14 protein-coding genes are annotated in these 14,741 nt (G+C 35.3%); all 14 read left to right on the top strand.

What is annotated here, in order from left to right; translation table 11 throughout:
- The first annotated feature begins 1,162 nt into the window (after window positions 1–1,162).
- The 14 genes from AC25CA_RS14990 to AC25CA_RS14925 all read left to right on the top strand — a co-directional run bounded on the left by AC25CA_RS14990 (window position 1,163) and on the right by AC25CA_RS14925 (window position 14,627).
- Window positions 1,163–1,834 carry a PIG-L deacetylase family protein gene (locus tag AC25CA_RS14990; RefSeq protein WP_486814646.1) on the top strand — a complete coding sequence of 224 codons (672 nt, stop codon included), beginning with the start codon at window positions 1,163–1,165 and terminating at the stop codon, window positions 1,832–1,834.
- Between the two features lie 15 nt (window positions 1,835–1,849).
- Window positions 1,850–2,524: a sugar transferase gene (locus AC25CA_RS14985; protein WP_486814645.1), complete on the top strand. Its 675-nt coding sequence runs from the start codon at window positions 1,850–1,852 to the stop codon at window positions 2,522–2,524.
- A 64-nt stretch (window positions 2,525–2,588) separates the two neighbouring features.
- Window positions 2,589–3,590, top strand: coding sequence for a GNAT family N-acetyltransferase (locus AC25CA_RS14980; protein WP_486814644.1), 1,002 nt, complete (start codon window positions 2,589–2,591; stop codon window positions 3,588–3,590).
- A gap of 21 nt (window positions 3,591–3,611) precedes the next feature.
- Window positions 3,612–4,460, top strand: coding sequence for an NAD-dependent epimerase/dehydratase family protein (locus tag AC25CA_RS14975; protein ID WP_486814643.1), 849 nt, complete (start codon window positions 3,612–3,614; stop codon window positions 4,458–4,460).
- Window positions 4,461–4,463: 3 nt separating this feature from the next.
- Window positions 4,464–5,633, top strand: a complete 1,170-nt coding sequence (locus AC25CA_RS14970; protein WP_486814642.1) for a carboxylate--amine ligase — start codon at window positions 4,464–4,466, stop codon at window positions 5,631–5,633.
- Entirely contained in the window at window positions 5,630–6,817 is a 1,188-nt protein-coding gene (locus AC25CA_RS14965) for a DUF1972 domain-containing protein (protein ID WP_486814641.1), read from the top strand. Before AC25CA_RS14970 ends, AC25CA_RS14965 begins: the two co-directional genes overlap by 4 nt.
- Before the next feature lie 13 nt (window positions 6,818–6,830).
- Entirely contained in the window at window positions 6,831–7,754 is a 924-nt protein-coding gene (locus AC25CA_RS14960) for an NAD-dependent epimerase/dehydratase family protein (RefSeq protein WP_486814640.1), read from the top strand.
- A gap of 28 nt (window positions 7,755–7,782) precedes the next feature.
- Window positions 7,783–9,027 (top strand): O-antigen ligase family protein, encoded by a 1,245-nt coding sequence (locus AC25CA_RS14955; protein ID WP_486814639.1) that lies wholly within the window; start codon window positions 7,783–7,785, stop codon window positions 9,025–9,027.
- 44 nt (window positions 9,028–9,071) lie between these two features.
- Window positions 9,072–9,773 (top strand): acyltransferase, encoded by a 702-nt coding sequence (locus AC25CA_RS14950; protein ID WP_486814638.1) that lies wholly within the window; start codon window positions 9,072–9,074, stop codon window positions 9,771–9,773.
- A complete protein-coding gene (locus AC25CA_RS14945) occupies window positions 9,770–11,017 on the top strand; it encodes a glycosyltransferase family 4 protein (RefSeq protein ID WP_486814637.1) in 1,248 nt (415 codons plus the stop codon). The genes AC25CA_RS14950 and AC25CA_RS14945 overlap by 4 nt, the downstream gene beginning before the upstream one ends.
- A gap of 24 nt (window positions 11,018–11,041) precedes the next feature.
- Window positions 11,042–11,944, top strand: a complete 903-nt coding sequence (gene rfbA, locus AC25CA_RS14940) for a glucose-1-phosphate thymidylyltransferase RfbA (protein WP_486814636.1) — start codon at window positions 11,042–11,044, stop codon at window positions 11,942–11,944.
- Window positions 11,941–12,498, top strand: a complete 558-nt coding sequence (gene rfbC / locus AC25CA_RS14935) for a dTDP-4-dehydrorhamnose 3,5-epimerase (protein WP_486814635.1) — start codon at window positions 11,941–11,943, stop codon at window positions 12,496–12,498. Before rfbA ends, rfbC begins: the two co-directional genes overlap by 4 nt.
- 11 nt (window positions 12,499–12,509) lie before the next feature.
- Window positions 12,510–13,529, top strand: a complete 1,020-nt coding sequence (rfbB, locus tag AC25CA_RS14930) for a dTDP-glucose 4,6-dehydratase (RefSeq protein ID WP_486814634.1) — start codon at window positions 12,510–12,512, stop codon at window positions 13,527–13,529.
- 18 nt (window positions 13,530–13,547) lie between these two features.
- Window positions 13,548–14,627: a glycosyltransferase family 2 protein gene (locus AC25CA_RS14925; RefSeq protein ID WP_486814633.1), complete on the top strand. Its 1,080-nt coding sequence runs from the start codon at window positions 13,548–13,550 to the stop codon at window positions 14,625–14,627.
- The last annotated feature ends 114 nt before the right edge of the window (window positions 14,628–14,741 follow it).

Here is a 14,741-nt window from a genome sequence, read left to right as displayed (position 1 = left end):
ATTATTTGCTAGGATAATGGAGAAAAAAATCTTGAAGTTGGTGACTACAAATTGAATGATAAGTAGCAGTTTGCCGCTCCGAGATTCAATAACCGAATCCATTTGAACAACTTGACTTTCAGGGTGATTATTCATGTGTTTTCTGTAGTCACCATAGGCCCGACCAATGTTACATTTTCTGTCCACCTTAAATTTGGGAGCTTTATAGCTAGAATGAAATTTCACCTTTTGGAAAAATCAATGTTTATGACGTCGAATAAGCAGGTGTCGATATAGTTGTAGAGGGTCTTTTCACTATACATCAATTCATTGACCTGATGGACATAGATTCGGTGAATGAATTGAACTTGGCGAATCAATGGAAAGATCAGATGATTGATTCGAGCAACTTCTTTTTCACTTGAGACAATGTGCAACTGCGGAATTCACAGATGCGCTCTGTAAAGCTTTTGGGTGTCAATTGTGCTGTAATAAGGTTTTGCAAGGGTGCAACGTATGATTAAAAATTGTTGCAAACATATGGCAGCTTGAATTTATCGCTCAGATTTCTTCTTTGAAATCTGGACCCCCATTATTATAGAGCTTGCAACACTGATTAGTAGGATATTTGCAAACTTGGCGGACGTTCGATTTGTTATATGATTTTCAATGCATGCATTATGCGGCCGAGAAGAATAGCTGGTCCAATTAACACTGTGATTACGTCTGATTTCTTTAGAATAGTTGAACGATCTTTCTTAAGTCTAGCATCAATGGCTCCGAAGGAAAGATTGTTGCAATGCAAGATTCAATTTCAATCCGTTTGTCAAATGTGAAGTATTTGGAATTGTGAACCTCCTTTTTGACCATCAACAATTTTATCGTATCAATTTAAGAATTGGAAAGCATCAAAAAATCAGGAAGAACATGGTTCCTCTTGACTCACTAGCAATATAATATCTAGTTGTATAGCAAAACTCCATGAGGCGGATTCTTTTGTACACTCCCTCCTTAGGAGCAAGTACTTATAGATTTTATTTTACAATTAGAGATTTTAGTAGAAAATCGAATCACCTAGTTTACTAAGAAAAATTATGGAAAGTATATAGCAGAATGATTCTGCTGGAGAATTGTAATAACAATTAGAAATAAAAGTGTAGAACGCCAGAGGAGGATAATATTGATGAATTACTTAATAGTTGTGGCACATCCTGATGATGAGGTTCTCGGAGCTGGTGGGACAATAGTTAAGCTTATGAAAGAAGGCCATAACGTAGCTGTTGCCACGATGGTTAAGCACGCAGTTGCTCGTGATAATATTTCTGCAACTCTTTCTGCAGATCAAGCTAAGGCTATGGAAATAATAGGTGTTAGTAATTGTTATGCTGCTGACTTTCCAAATATCAAAATGAATACGGTTCCGCATTTGGAACTTGTAAAGTTTATCGAATCATGCATTGAAGATTTCCGAGCCGATGCAATTATCACGCATCATCCATCAGACACAAATAATGATCATGTTCAGACTTCTTATGCTGTTCAGGCTGCTAGCAGATTGTTCCAGAGAAAAGAAGGTTTGCCTAAGTTGAAACAGCTACTGTTCATGGAAGTTCCATCTTCTACGGAATGGTCCTTTGATTCTTCAGCTAATCGATTTACACCGAATTACTTTGTAGAGATAGGCAAAAAAGGAGTGGAAACTAAGCTGAAGGCATTGTCAGCTTATGCTGGTGTTATGAGACCATACCCGCATCCAAGGAGCAAAGAAGCAATTGAAGGCTTAGCTACATATCGTGGGGTTCAGGCTGGTTGCAATTATGTAGAAGCTTTTGAGTCTGTATTCTTCAGAATATAAGGAGTAATTAGAAAGATGCTTTTTTATAGAGTTATTAAAAGATTATTTGATATATGCGCTTCTGGTATTGCGCTGATTGTGCTTTCTCCAATTTGGCTGATTGCAATCATAGGTATCGAAGTATCTGATCCCGGACCTGTGTTCTATATGGCAAAGCGAGTAGGAAAAGACAACAAGGTTTTCAGAATGTTTAAGTTTCGTTCGATGAAGATTGATAAGAGCACAAATGAGAAGAGTTTGAGACCGGATGTTGACCGCATTTTCTTTTGGGGAAAAGTGATGAGAGATACAAAAATTGATGAACTTCCTCAGTTACTGAATGTATTTAATGGAGACATGAGCGTTATTGGTCCGCGTCCTGCTGCCTTTGAACAAGTTGATATCACAAGAACAGGAGAGAATGCCGTTGTTGCAAATCTTGTGCCTGGTCTGTCCGGACCGTCGGCTCTTTATGATTATATCTATGGCGATCAGTTTGAGAAAGAAGGAGAATATAACCAGAAGGTTCTACCGACAAGACTGAAGCTTGATTTGTACTACTTAACAGCAAGGTCTTTCAGATACGACATAAAAATGATTTGGTTCACCGTTGTATGCGTGATTTACAGGGTCGCGAAGAAAGAACCGAAGAAAATATATGACGAGTTGGTTGAAACGACTAAGATTTCGGAAACAGTAGACAACACTTGAAAAAAATCAAGCAAAAAATGATATTTGATTTCAATTGGTATTAGATGTCAAGAGGTGAATTCATATGAAGATGAAACGAGTAAGTTTCAAAAAAATAGAAAGTGATTGGTTAAGATTTGAAAGTGAAAACTCAAGCACTAAAATTTTCCAGTACTATGACATAGTTCAAAATGTTCTTCATCATTATTTGTTCTTTACGATTGAGAGAAAAGAATTTCCTCGATTTTATGCCTTTTACGAAAATGAAAAGTGTGTGGCAATTGCCCCAATGTGCAAACGCTATGCAAGAAACGGCGCATATTATACGTCGTTTGGTGCTATAGCTGACTTAGCATTTCAAAATTTTGTTTATGGAAACGAATTAAGTATAGAACAATTTGATGAATGCATGAAACTCTTGTATAAAAGGTTAAAAAGAATTAGATTTTATCGTGTGCCGGAAGAAACCTATCTTAACGATGCTTTAAAAGATAATAATATTGAAATTAAAAACAATATAAATGTTGCGATAGAGTGTGAAAATGATTATGACCATTATTTTACAAATTTAAGCAAAAGTGTTCGTCAGAATATTCGTACAGCTTATAATCGAATAAAAAAAGATGGTCTTGAATATGATTTTAATCTCTATTCTTCTGGAAATGTCACTTTAAAAGAATCGAACGAAATAATGGATGTATATATTAAGCGGAGAAAAAACAACTATGGCTTGCGTTATAACGTAAAAATACAGGAATGGTTTTTACGTCATTATCATTACAATACCATAGGATTTAGAAAACTTGAGGAAGGTATGTATGCTGTTTTAAAAATTAATGGTCAAGTCGCTGCATTTTGGGGTGGATATGTAGACAGAAATAGAAGATATGTTATAGTTCCACGGTTGGCTATAAATGATGAGTACTATAAGTATTCGCCGGGTTATTTACTTATAAATGAGACAATGAAGATACTCAAGAAAGAATACGGAGTTCCGGTACTTGATTTATCCAAGGGGGATGAAAAGTATAAATATGATTTGGGTGGGAAAGCATATTCAACATATGATTATTTAGTAGAAAGCTGATTTTGGCGTGAGGGATGAATTATGAAGAAACAAACAATATTAGTCACAGGTTCAAAAGGAATGATCGGTAGTCACCTTGTAAAGAGTTTGCTGGACGAAAAATATGATGTGGTTGGTTTAGATCGAAGGAATGATAAGATTTGTAGTAGCAACTATTATTTCCATGAAGTAGATCTTGCAGACAAAGAATCCATAAAGAGAATAATAGCAAATTATCAGGTTGACCGCATTATTCATCTTGCAGCCCTTGCTCATGCCACTGATGGGAAAGAATACTCATGGCTGGACTATTATCATCTTAATGTGAAGTGTGCAAAGAACCTCTTCGAAGCGGTTGGGAAAAGACCAGTGTTGTTTATTAGTACTATTGATGTATTCGGTTTTACAAATGGAGTGGTTAATGCTCAGACAGAACTTCATCCTGTTTCTAATTATGGCAAATCAAAGATGATGGCTGAAGTTGAATGTAAAAAGCTTGCTCATTATAGCATTTTTCGTTTTTCGCCAATTTATACAGACAAGATAAAGCGGGATATTCAAAAACGCTATTACTTGAAATATCCTAATATTGCATATCAAATCGGAAAAGGGACTGAATATGAGATTCTCAACATAAATGGTGCAGTAGCTGCAATGATTGGCTGGTGTTCAGAAGAAGCAAAGAATGATATAAAGATAATCAAAGATCCAGAAAACATGAAGACTTCTCTATACATAAGTGCTGAAAAAGCAGAAGGAAGAGCGAGGATGGTCCTTCGATTTCCTAGGTGGATGATGAATTGTGTTTATGCCGTTCTTAAGAGACTTATGGGTGATAATAAATATACATACTTATTAAATAAAGCGGTTCATCCGCTACGGAGTGAATAAGAGATGAATAAGGTAATGGATTATAAAGGAATACGGGTTCTAGTGCTTGAAGGTTATGCTAGGCAGAGCTTGCCTTTAATAAAGGCGTTCAATAAACTTGGATGTGAAGTGACAGCACTCTGTTCCTCCAAGTTTGATGTTGCTTATGCATCTCGGTATACACATCATAAATACTTGGGTGTCTGTGATAGAGAAAAAGTTAAAGAGACAACTCGGCAGGTTAGAGAACTTTTAATGACTGGTAATTATGATGTGGTTGTTCCAACTGTTGATTTTTCGGCATGCTTACTTTCGAAAAATAAATTGGAGTTTTCAAAATACATAAACGTTGCATCAAATGATTGGGATATTTATGAGTTAGCTGGTGATAAACAGCGTACTATGGAAGTTTGTATGAAAGAAGCAATTCCTTGTCCACTAACCGTTTCAGATGTGAAAAATATTGGTGATATAGTAAATTGTGGCATTGAGTTCCCAATAGTTATGAAGCCTCGAGTAGGTTATGGCGCTATAGGATTCAAAAAGCTTGATAACGTTGACGTATTAAAAGAGATGTTTATTGAATCTGCGGAGTCTATTGAGAATTATGTGTTTCAAGAATATATTCCACAATCGGACGCGCAGTATGAGTGCGCGATGTTCATAGATCAAAATAATGAAGTAAAAACGGCACTCGTTTTTAGCAAAAATCGTTGGTTTCCAGTAACTGGTGGTTCAAGCACGTTAAATATCACTGTGGATAGACCAGATATTGTGGATTCATGCACTAAACTCCTTAAAGCGATTAATTGGAGGGGGCCGGCAGACATTGATCTTATACAGGATCCTAGAGATAATGTTGCCAAAATTATGGAGATCAATCCGAGGGTTTCAGGAAGTGTGAAAATTTGTTTTGTGGCAGGTGTGGACCAGGCCAAGCAAATGATTGAACTAGCATACGGTGAAGAGGTTATTGAGTTCAATAGCTATAAAATTGGTCAAAGATTGCGTTGTTCACAAACGGATACACTTTGGTTTTTAAAATCACCTAATAGATTTAAAAGCATACCGTCTTGGTTTAGTATAAAGAACACAAAAGACCATACTTTTGCTTTTGACGATCCGCTTCCTTGGTTTGCATTTACGATTCAGGGGCTTAAGCGAGTTAGGAAAGAATTGGAGAAACGATTATGAAAAAAGATGTTATATTCTTTGGCTGCAGAGGATATAGTCAAGGTTATGGTGGCTGGGAAACACTAGTCAGAAATGTGATTGATAATTGGCAACATCCAGATGTCCATTTTTATGTTTTTGAATTAGTGCATAACAAAAACGAAGCTGGCGAATTCATTGTAAACGGCGTAACATGTATAAGAATTTTTATTCCTTCAAAAAACCATTTTGAAATGATTTTTTGTGATTTCAAAGCATTGAAGATGCTGAAAAAATTAAAAGAAAAGTATGGTTTTGAGAATCCTATATTATATGTAATGGGGGCTCGTATTGGAAGTTTATTCTGGTTAAAACGTAATCAGATAAAGAAAATGGGATACATACTTGTCCATAATCCTGCGGGACTAGAGTGGAAGAGAGAGAGCAACCCACTAATAGCGTTGTACGTCTATATCTCGCATCTAATGTTAGCAAATGCCTGCAGATATATTATATGTGATTGCTTTGCAATGCAAGAAGTATATACCAAGATATGCCCAAAGAAAAAAGATAATATGAGTTCAATTCATTATGGTACATATGAGCAAATACCAGACGATTACATAATGAACAACAAGGCTAGACAGTATTTTGCTTCACATGGAATTGTATCAGGAAAGTACTATTTGATAATCAACAGATTTGTACGTGAGAATAGCTATGAATTAATTCTTAGCGAATTCGTAAAAAGCAAAACGGATGCGGACTTTATTGTTGTTTCAAACATTGAACGAGAAAACAAAATCTATGCCGAAATAGCTAAGACGGTACCATTTGAGAAGGATGAGCGTATTAAATTTGTCGGGACGGTATATGACAAAGATATATTGAAAGTATTACGTAGCAATTCAAGGGGATATATAAATGGACATACGCTTGGAGGAACGAATCCTGGCTTGTTAGAATCTTTGTCTACTACAAATGTCAATCTTGTTAGGGATTGTGTCTTTAGTAGAGAAGGGGCGGCAGACACTGCGATTTATTTTGATGAAAATAATCATCCACTACATGAATTGCTTCTTCAATGTGATGCCATGAACGAGGAGCAAAGGAAAAAGCTTGGTGCTAAGGCAAAAATAAGAATGAGAAAATATTTTAACTGGAAACTGATAGCAGAGCGATATAATGATACTTTCTGTATGTTGTTTTCTAGGTATCCGAATTAAACAAGGAGGCATAATGATGAATATAGCAATAATTGGTGCATCTGGATTTATAGGCCAGCATCTTACGAAACGCTATTTAGAAAATGGTGATAGTGTTACGGCCTTTGTTCCTCATGTAGAAAAACTAAATGCTTTAGAAAAGCAATATAAAAATCTCAAGGTTATTTGCACATCGTTTGATGATTTTGATTCCCTATCGTCTATGGTCTATGAAAATATTTGTTTTGATATTTTCTACTATCTTGCATGGGATGGTTACGGAAAGGCCACTAATGATTACAAGGAGCAAGTTAAAAATATAAAACCTCTTTGTGATGCAATTGTCGAAGCTAAAAAAATTGGAAGTAAGAAGTTTTTGTTTGCAAGTTCACTTTCTGAATATATGATCAAAGAGGGAAGCAACCTTTCACATAACGAAGGTGGTTGCTGTAATGTCTATGGAAGTGCAAAACACGCAGCTAGATTATTGGCACAAGCAGTTGCTACACAACAAGATATTCCATTTATCAGCATCGCGTTCGCAAATACATTTGGTCCAGGTGACATGTCTCATCGATCTTCTAATTTATTTATTAATCAATTATTAAAGGGCCAAGATCTTAATCTCACAGAAGGTAATCATATGTACGACTGGAACTATATTGATGATGCAGTGGATGGGCTAAAGCTTGCCGGAGAACAGGGGAAACCTGATGAATTGTACTATATTGGAAATAGAAGTCGTAGGCCACTTAAGGAAATTATTTCAGAAGTAAGAGATATTTTGGCACCTGAAGCAAAGATAAATTTCGGAAAATATCATGAGGACTTTTATATGGACTATTCTTGCATGGACACTCACAAACTATATAGAGACACAGGATATTTAGCAAGAACAAATTTTAAAGAAGCAATTACAGCGACTGCAGAATGGGTTAGAACGCTCAATTGGTACTAGAAACTTTAAAAATACGAGGAGTTGTATTGTGCTCATATTAAATAAAGCAAAACGCGTATCAATTGAAAGCTTTACTGCTTTTTTCATAACCGTAATTGCTCTTTGCCATAGTATTAATCTAATTAATAAAGAAATATCTTTTGTAATCGCAATTATGCTAATTGGAGTCATTGTGATTAAGAGATTGATATTAAAGCGTGGTCTGATTTTTTATACAAGAGATATTTACTGGCTGCTGTTACTACTTCTGTTTTTGGTCCATAGAGATCCTGGATATGCTAATATTTCAACTGCTTTTTTTATTTTAGGTTGGATTGCTATGTTTCTTTTACGAGATAATCCCCAAAACTATAAGGGTGTTTTAGTCGCTATTCTGCTATTTTCATTTATAAACTTGATCGTTAATATCATATGCATTATTTCCCCAAATGCATTTATAATAATTATTCGCTCCTTGAGAGTAATGAATAGCGATCTATATGTAGCTGGAACAATGACTGGTCTCGGGAGTGGGATAGGAAGAAACGCATATTTTTGCGTAGTTGGGCTAACTGTTACAATGAGTAGCATAATTGTTAGAAGTGATAAACATAAAGGCTTTCTTTGGTGTTTTTCAGCGGCATTGCTCGTGATATTGTTTAGTACAGGTAAACTTGGACACACATTGTTTGGCATATCATCTATTGTTTTAGTTTACCTTTACACATCAAGGTCTTTGTCAATAAAAATCAGAAATCTTCTTCTCTTGGTATTTTTCGGAAGTTTGTTTTTTGCTATTTCTATAGAGGTTTTTCCATTTGTTGGGAATATAATTACTAGATTCGCACAAAAAAAAGTTTATGGTGATTTAAGTAGCGGTAGACTATTTCTTTGGAAAAGAGCGATAAACATCTTTAAAGAACACCCAATATTTGGTATCGGATATGGCGCTTTTTCTGTAAATTCCTTGTCGCTAACAAAGAATGCAGTTTATGCAGGTGTACATAATGACTATCTTCAATGGTTATGTGAGTTAGGAGCTGTAGGATTTTTTATCAATATTACTATTCTTATTAAGTCTTATTCTCTGAGCATGAAAGAACTGGATTTATTTATCAATAATAAAGAAAAGCAAGATTTATACAAACAATTGATTATAGTGTGGTCTGTTTTTTTTCAAACGTTTGTCATTTTATATTCGTTAAGTGGAATTCCGCATTTCTCTTATGAAATAAACACGATTTATTATTTGGCATGTGGAGTACCATATGCATTAATTAGAGATAGTAAGTAAATTTTAGGTAAAAAAGTGTTATATAAACTGAAAGTAGGCAAAAAGTGAAAAAAAAAATTGAGTATATAATAAGGAAAATAAAAAAAACAAACTATACCATTGATGAAAGTCTTTCTTGTATTCAGCTTATTTCTGTTGTCTTTGCGCGTGGCTTTATGCTTATGCGTGGTATTTTTAAGAAGACTATAATAGATAAATCGGGCAAGATCTTGTTTGTCGGCAAAAATGTAATAATTAAAAATGGTAAAAGCTTGAGCTGTGGATCTGGAACGACAATCTACGAGGGCTGTTATATAGATGCTCTGAGTCGGAAAGGTGTGCGGATTGGTAAATTATGTACTATTGGTAGAAATAGTACAATTGAATGTACTGGTGTCATTGAAGAATTAGGTGAATCGTTGGTAATTGGTGATAATGTTGGAATATCCCCCTATGCATATATTTCTGTAAGAGGAAAAGTTGTTATAGGAAGTGACACAATAATTGGCCCACATTTTACATTGATAAGTGAAAATCATATTGCGAATGATGTTGATCAGCTAATCAAAAAGCAGGGTACGACTCGAAAAGGCGTTGTTATAGGACAAAATTGTTGGCTTGGTGCTAATTCAACAGTTCTTGATGGTGTTCATATTGGTGAAGGTTCAATTATAGCTGCGGGTGCCGTAGTTAATAAAGATATTCCTGCTTATTCAATATATGGTGGGGTTCCGGCAAAATTAATTAGGAATCGGAGAATGTTATGAAGATAATTCTTGTTCATTATAAGTATTATATTCAAGGTGGTCCTGAAAGGTATATGTTTAAATTTAAAAAATTGGCAGAGTCTAAAGGGTGTGATGTTATCCCTTTTTCAATTGATAACGTCAATAATTATGAAACACAATATTCTAGCTATTTCGTTAGTTCGAATAATAGAGATAACTTAGGAACATTTGACAAATCCAAACTATCTATAAAAGGTACCCTTTCAGGAATTTTCCATCAATTTCATAATTATGAAGCATATAGTAACCTCAAGAAACTTATAGAAGACGAAAATCCCGATTTGCTTTATTGTTTGATTCCTGGTTCGCTGGCTACTGATTTTTTTAAAGCTGCTCACGAAGCCGATATTCCAATAATTCTTCGACTGTCTGATTTTCGGCTAATATGTGGCTGTAATACTTTGTTAAGAGATGGGGATGTATGTGAGGAATGTATTCATGGTGACTACAGTCGCATGCTAAAGCATAGATGCGTCAAAGGATCCAGATCTCTTTCGCTATTGAGAATGATGTCACTTTCTTATGCTAGGAAGCATAAGAAATATAGCTTGGTTGATGCGGTCATTATGCCTCCTAAATTCACAGCAGAAAAGATCGTTGAATCGGGATATTTTCCTACTGAAAAAGTTTATGTGAATCCAACATTTATTGATTGTTCAAACATAAAACCATTTTATAATCATATGAACTATGTGCTGTGTCTTGGCAGGTGTTCACCTGAAAAGGGATTTATCTATGTTGTTAAGGCGTTACGCTTCCTAAAAGATATACCGGTTACTGTAGTCTTAACAGGAAATAAAGAGAACTGTGGTGCTGAGCTTATAAAAGTAATAGAGGAATACAAGCTTGAGGATAGAATTAATTTTGTGGGCTTTGTTCACGGGGAGAAACTCGAAAAAATCACAGCCGAAGCCATGTGCGTGGCTTGTCCTGCTATTTGGTATGAGAATTCGCCTAATACAGTGATAGAAGCCTACTCACATGGAAAACCAGTTATTGCATCAAGCCTTGGAAGTTTGGCGGAAATAGTTGAGAATGAAAAAACAGGACTTCTTTTTGAACCTAAGAATCCTAAGCAGATAGCGAAATGTATACGGAGACTATATGAGGATAAGAACTTTTGTAAAGAACTTGGAATGAATGCTAAGGAAAAATGTGAAAGAGATTTTAATCCTGAAAAGCATTGGAGAAAATTCATAAGAATATATGAAGAAATAAAATAAACCCCTGAGGGGAGGAGGTTTTATATGAAAGGTATTATATTGGCTGGTGGTTCGGGTACGCGCTTATACCCTTTGACCATTGTGACAAGCAAACAGCTACTTCCAATTTATGACAAGCCGATGATTTATTATCCCTTGTCTACGCTAATGCTAGCAGGAATAAGAGATATTCTTATCATAGCGACACCACAAGATCTTACAAATTTTGAACGATTGTTAGGTGATGGTAGTCAGTACGGAATCTCTCTCTCGTATAAAGTGCAGCCTTCTCCAGATGGATTGGCTCAAGCTTTTATCATCGGAGAAGAATTTATAGGTGATGAACCATGTGCGATGATTTTGGGCGACAATATATATTATGGCAATGGTTTTAGCCATATTCTCAAAAGTACAGCAAAGAATGCAGAAAATGGAGTAGCCACAATTTTTGGGTACTATGTTAATGATCCAGAGCGCTTTGGAATAGTTGAGTTTGATAAGTTTGGGAACGTTCTTTCAGTTGAAGAAAAGCCTCAACATCCGAAGAGTAATTATTGTATAACCGGTTTATATTTCTATCCCAGAGGCGTATCGGAGATGGCGAAAAAGGTTAAGCCATCTGCTCGTGGAGAACTTGAAATAACAACGCTGAATGATATCTATCTACAGGAAGAAAATTTGACTGCGCAGTTACTTGGCAGAGGATTTGCGTGGTTGGATACGGGAACGATGGACAGCCTCGTAGATGCAACGACGTTTGTACAGATGGTTGAAAAACGCCAGGGAATTAAAATTTCGGTATTGGAGGAAATTGCCTATCGAAATGGATGGGTAGACGAACATGAGCTTGAAAGTTCGGTTAATAAATATGGAAAATCTCCGTATGGAGAATATTTAAAAAGAGTGCTTGAGGGGAAAGTTCAAGACATTAGGAGGGAAGAAAAGTGAAACGTATAGATAAAGAGGTAGAGGGGGTTTGTATTATCGAGCCACGGGTTTTTGGGGACTCACGTGGGTATTTTATGGAAACTTGGTCTACCAGAAATTTTGAAGAAATAGGACTGAATGTTAGTTTTATTCAGGATAATCAGAGTTTCACACAGAAAAAAGGGACAATCCGTGGAATCCATTTTCAGCAGAACCCTATGGCACAGGCTAAGCTGGTAAGGGTTGTAACGGGTGCAGTTATGGACTATGCGGTTGATCTGAGAAAAGGATCACCAACTTATAGGAAATGGGTATGTGCAGAACTGTCTGCTGACAATAAACGCCAATTTTATATTCCGCAGGGTTTTGGACACGCGTTCATTACTCTTACAGACGACGTAACATTTGTTTATCGTTGTGATAATCATTTTAGTAAGGAATGTGATAGAGGAATTCGCTATGATGACCCGTCAATTGGGATCGATTGGGGTACTGATAATGTATTTCTTTCAGAGAAGGACATCAAATCTCCCTGGTTAGATGATAGTGATTGCAATTTCGTATTTCAAGATTAAGGAGAAAAAATATGACTATTCTTGTTACTGGAGGAGCTGGGTTTATAGGCTCAAATTTTATTTTTCATATGATAAAAGCACATCCGGAGTATCGAATTATTTGCGTTGATAAGTTAACTTATGCAGGTAATCTATCTACGCTTACACCTGTTTTGCATAATCCTAAATTCACCTTTTATAAGACGGATATTTGTGATAGAAAAGCTATCTATGAGATTTTTGAAACCGAAAAACCAGATATCGTAGTAAATTTTGCTGCAGAGTCACATGTTGATAGGTCAATTGAAAATCCTGAAGTGTTTTTGCAAACCAATATTTTAGGAACACAGGTTATGATGGATGCGTGTCGTAAATATGGTATAATTCGATATCATCAGGTTTCCACGGATGAGGTTTATGGTGATTTACCATTGGATAAACCAGATTTACTTTTTACGGAAACAACTCCCATTCAGACAAGCAGTCCATATTCAGCTTCAAAGGCATCAGCAGATCTGCTTGTTCAGGCATATAATAGAACGTTTGGGCTACCAGTATCTATTTCGCGATGCTCTAACAACTATGGGCCATACCATTTTCCTGAAAAACTAATACCGTTAGTAATTGCTAACGCATTAAATAATAAGCCGATTCCTGTATATGGGAAAGGTGAGAATGTCCGTGATTGGCTTTATGTAGAAGATCATTGTAAAGCGATAGACTTAATTATTCATAGTGGTAGAGTTGGCGAGGTTTATAATCTTGGTGGACACAATGAAATGAAAAACATTGATATTGTTAAATTGATCTGCAAAAAACTCGGGAAACCAGAAAGTCTTATAACATATGTGGCAGATCGAAAAGGTCATGATATGCGTTATGCCATAGATCCTAAAAAAATACATAATGAACTTGGATGGTTGCCTGAAACAAAGTTTTTTGTCGGAATTAATAAGACTATTGACTGGTACTTACATAATAAATTGTGGTGGGAGGATATTATTTCTGGTGAATATCAAAACTACTATGCAAAAATGTATGTAAATAGATAAATAGGATGGAGCAATATAATGAAGCCATTGGTAAGTATAATTGTCCCTGTTTACAACGCCGAAGACTATATAGAGACTTGTGTTGAAAGTATAATTCGCCAAACTTTATCAAATATTGAGATTATACTAGTAGACGATGGAAGTATGGATAACAGCGGGTTTTTATGTGATCAGTATGAAAAGAAAGATTCACGTGTAAGGGTTTTTCATCAAAATAATTCAGGCGTATCTGTCGCGCGGAATGTTGGTATAAATGGTGCCACAGCTGATTGGATTATGTTTGTTGATTCAGATGATTGGATTGAACTAGATGCAGTCGAACAGGCATTTAGTAAGATTGATAATTCAACGGATTTGATCATATTAACATTCTGTAGTGAAAATATATCTAAATGTAAGATTCTGGAGTCAGAAGTATGCTATTATTCAATGGATGATTATCGCTACGATTTTTTAGGAAGATGCAGATTCAATAATATTGAGTATTCTCCAGAAAAAATGCAATGTAATCTACGTTTAACTTCGCAATGCGCCAAGATTTATAGAAGAGAGCTGCTTATAAGCAATAATATATTATTTCCGGTAGGTATAAAAGATAATGAGGACGGATTTTTTAATTTCGAAGTGATTTGCAAAATAAAATCAGCATTATTCTATAATTATCCTGTATATCATGTCAGAAAACGTTCGGATTCAGCAAGCCGGAGACTTACTGGTAGATCTCAGAGAATTATAAAATCGTTGAGTGTATATGATAGCGTTATTCAAAAGCACAATTTATCAAAAAAACTATTCCGGTATCAAAATATAGATATTGTGTTAAAAACGTTCTTAATAGTAATAACATATATCCATCAGAATTTAAATGGTGAGAAGAAATATAGGGAATGCCTAGATTTGTGTAAGATTGATTTGAAAAACATGTTGTGCTTACGGGGAATTAAACATACTAATTATAAAGATATATTTGGACCAGTAAATAAAATGGTTTTGCTTATGCTCAAGATGCACTGCTATGATTTAGTTTTTCTATCATTCAATATCTATTACCGGATTAAATCTAAACGAAAATCGTGGAGCAAGCATGAAACAACTTGAATAGTCATTAAAATAGACATACTAAATTATGATTTATAAGAGATTTAATAAAATAGAACGGTTAAGTCAAGCGGAATTGTAATAGAAATATATCAATTTCAGTTTATCAGGACC

This window comes from Gottschalkiaceae bacterium SANA (assembly GCA_036323355.1).
Classification (GTDB): domain Bacteria; phylum Bacillota; class Clostridia; order Tissierellales; family GPF-1; genus GPF-1.
This window is presented reverse-complemented; position numbering and strand designations above follow the sequence as displayed.

Coding starts and splice junctions, on each gene's coding strand:
- AC25CA_RS14965 (WP_486814641.1), top strand. CDS start 5,630: ATGAAAAAAGATGTTATATTCTTTGGCTGCAGAGGATATAGTCAAGGT.
- AC25CA_RS14970 (WP_486814642.1), top strand. CDS start 4,464: ATGAATAAGGTAATGGATTATAAAGGAATACGGGTTCTAGTGCTTGAA.
- AC25CA_RS14980 (WP_486814644.1), top strand. CDS start 2,589: ATGAAGATGAAACGAGTAAGTTTCAAAAAAATAGAAAGTGATTGGTTA.
- AC25CA_RS14925 (WP_486814633.1), top strand. CDS start 13,548: ATGAAGCCATTGGTAAGTATAATTGTCCCTGTTTACAACGCCGAAGAC.
- AC25CA_RS14975 (WP_486814643.1), top strand. CDS start 3,612: ATGAAGAAACAAACAATATTAGTCACAGGTTCAAAAGGAATGATCGGT.
- AC25CA_RS14985 (WP_486814645.1), top strand. CDS start 1,850: ATGCTTTTTTATAGAGTTATTAAAAGATTATTTGATATATGCGCTTCT.
- rfbB (WP_486814634.1), top strand. CDS start 12,510: ATGACTATTCTTGTTACTGGAGGAGCTGGGTTTATAGGCTCAAATTTT.
- AC25CA_RS14990 (WP_486814646.1), top strand. CDS start 1,163: ATGAATTACTTAATAGTTGTGGCACATCCTGATGATGAGGTTCTCGGA.
- rfbA (WP_486814636.1), top strand. CDS start 11,042: ATGAAAGGTATTATATTGGCTGGTGGTTCGGGTACGCGCTTATACCCT.
- AC25CA_RS14960 (WP_486814640.1), top strand. CDS start 6,831: ATGATGAATATAGCAATAATTGGTGCATCTGGATTTATAGGCCAGCAT.
- AC25CA_RS14945 (WP_486814637.1), top strand. CDS start 9,770: ATGAAGATAATTCTTGTTCATTATAAGTATTATATTCAAGGTGGTCCT.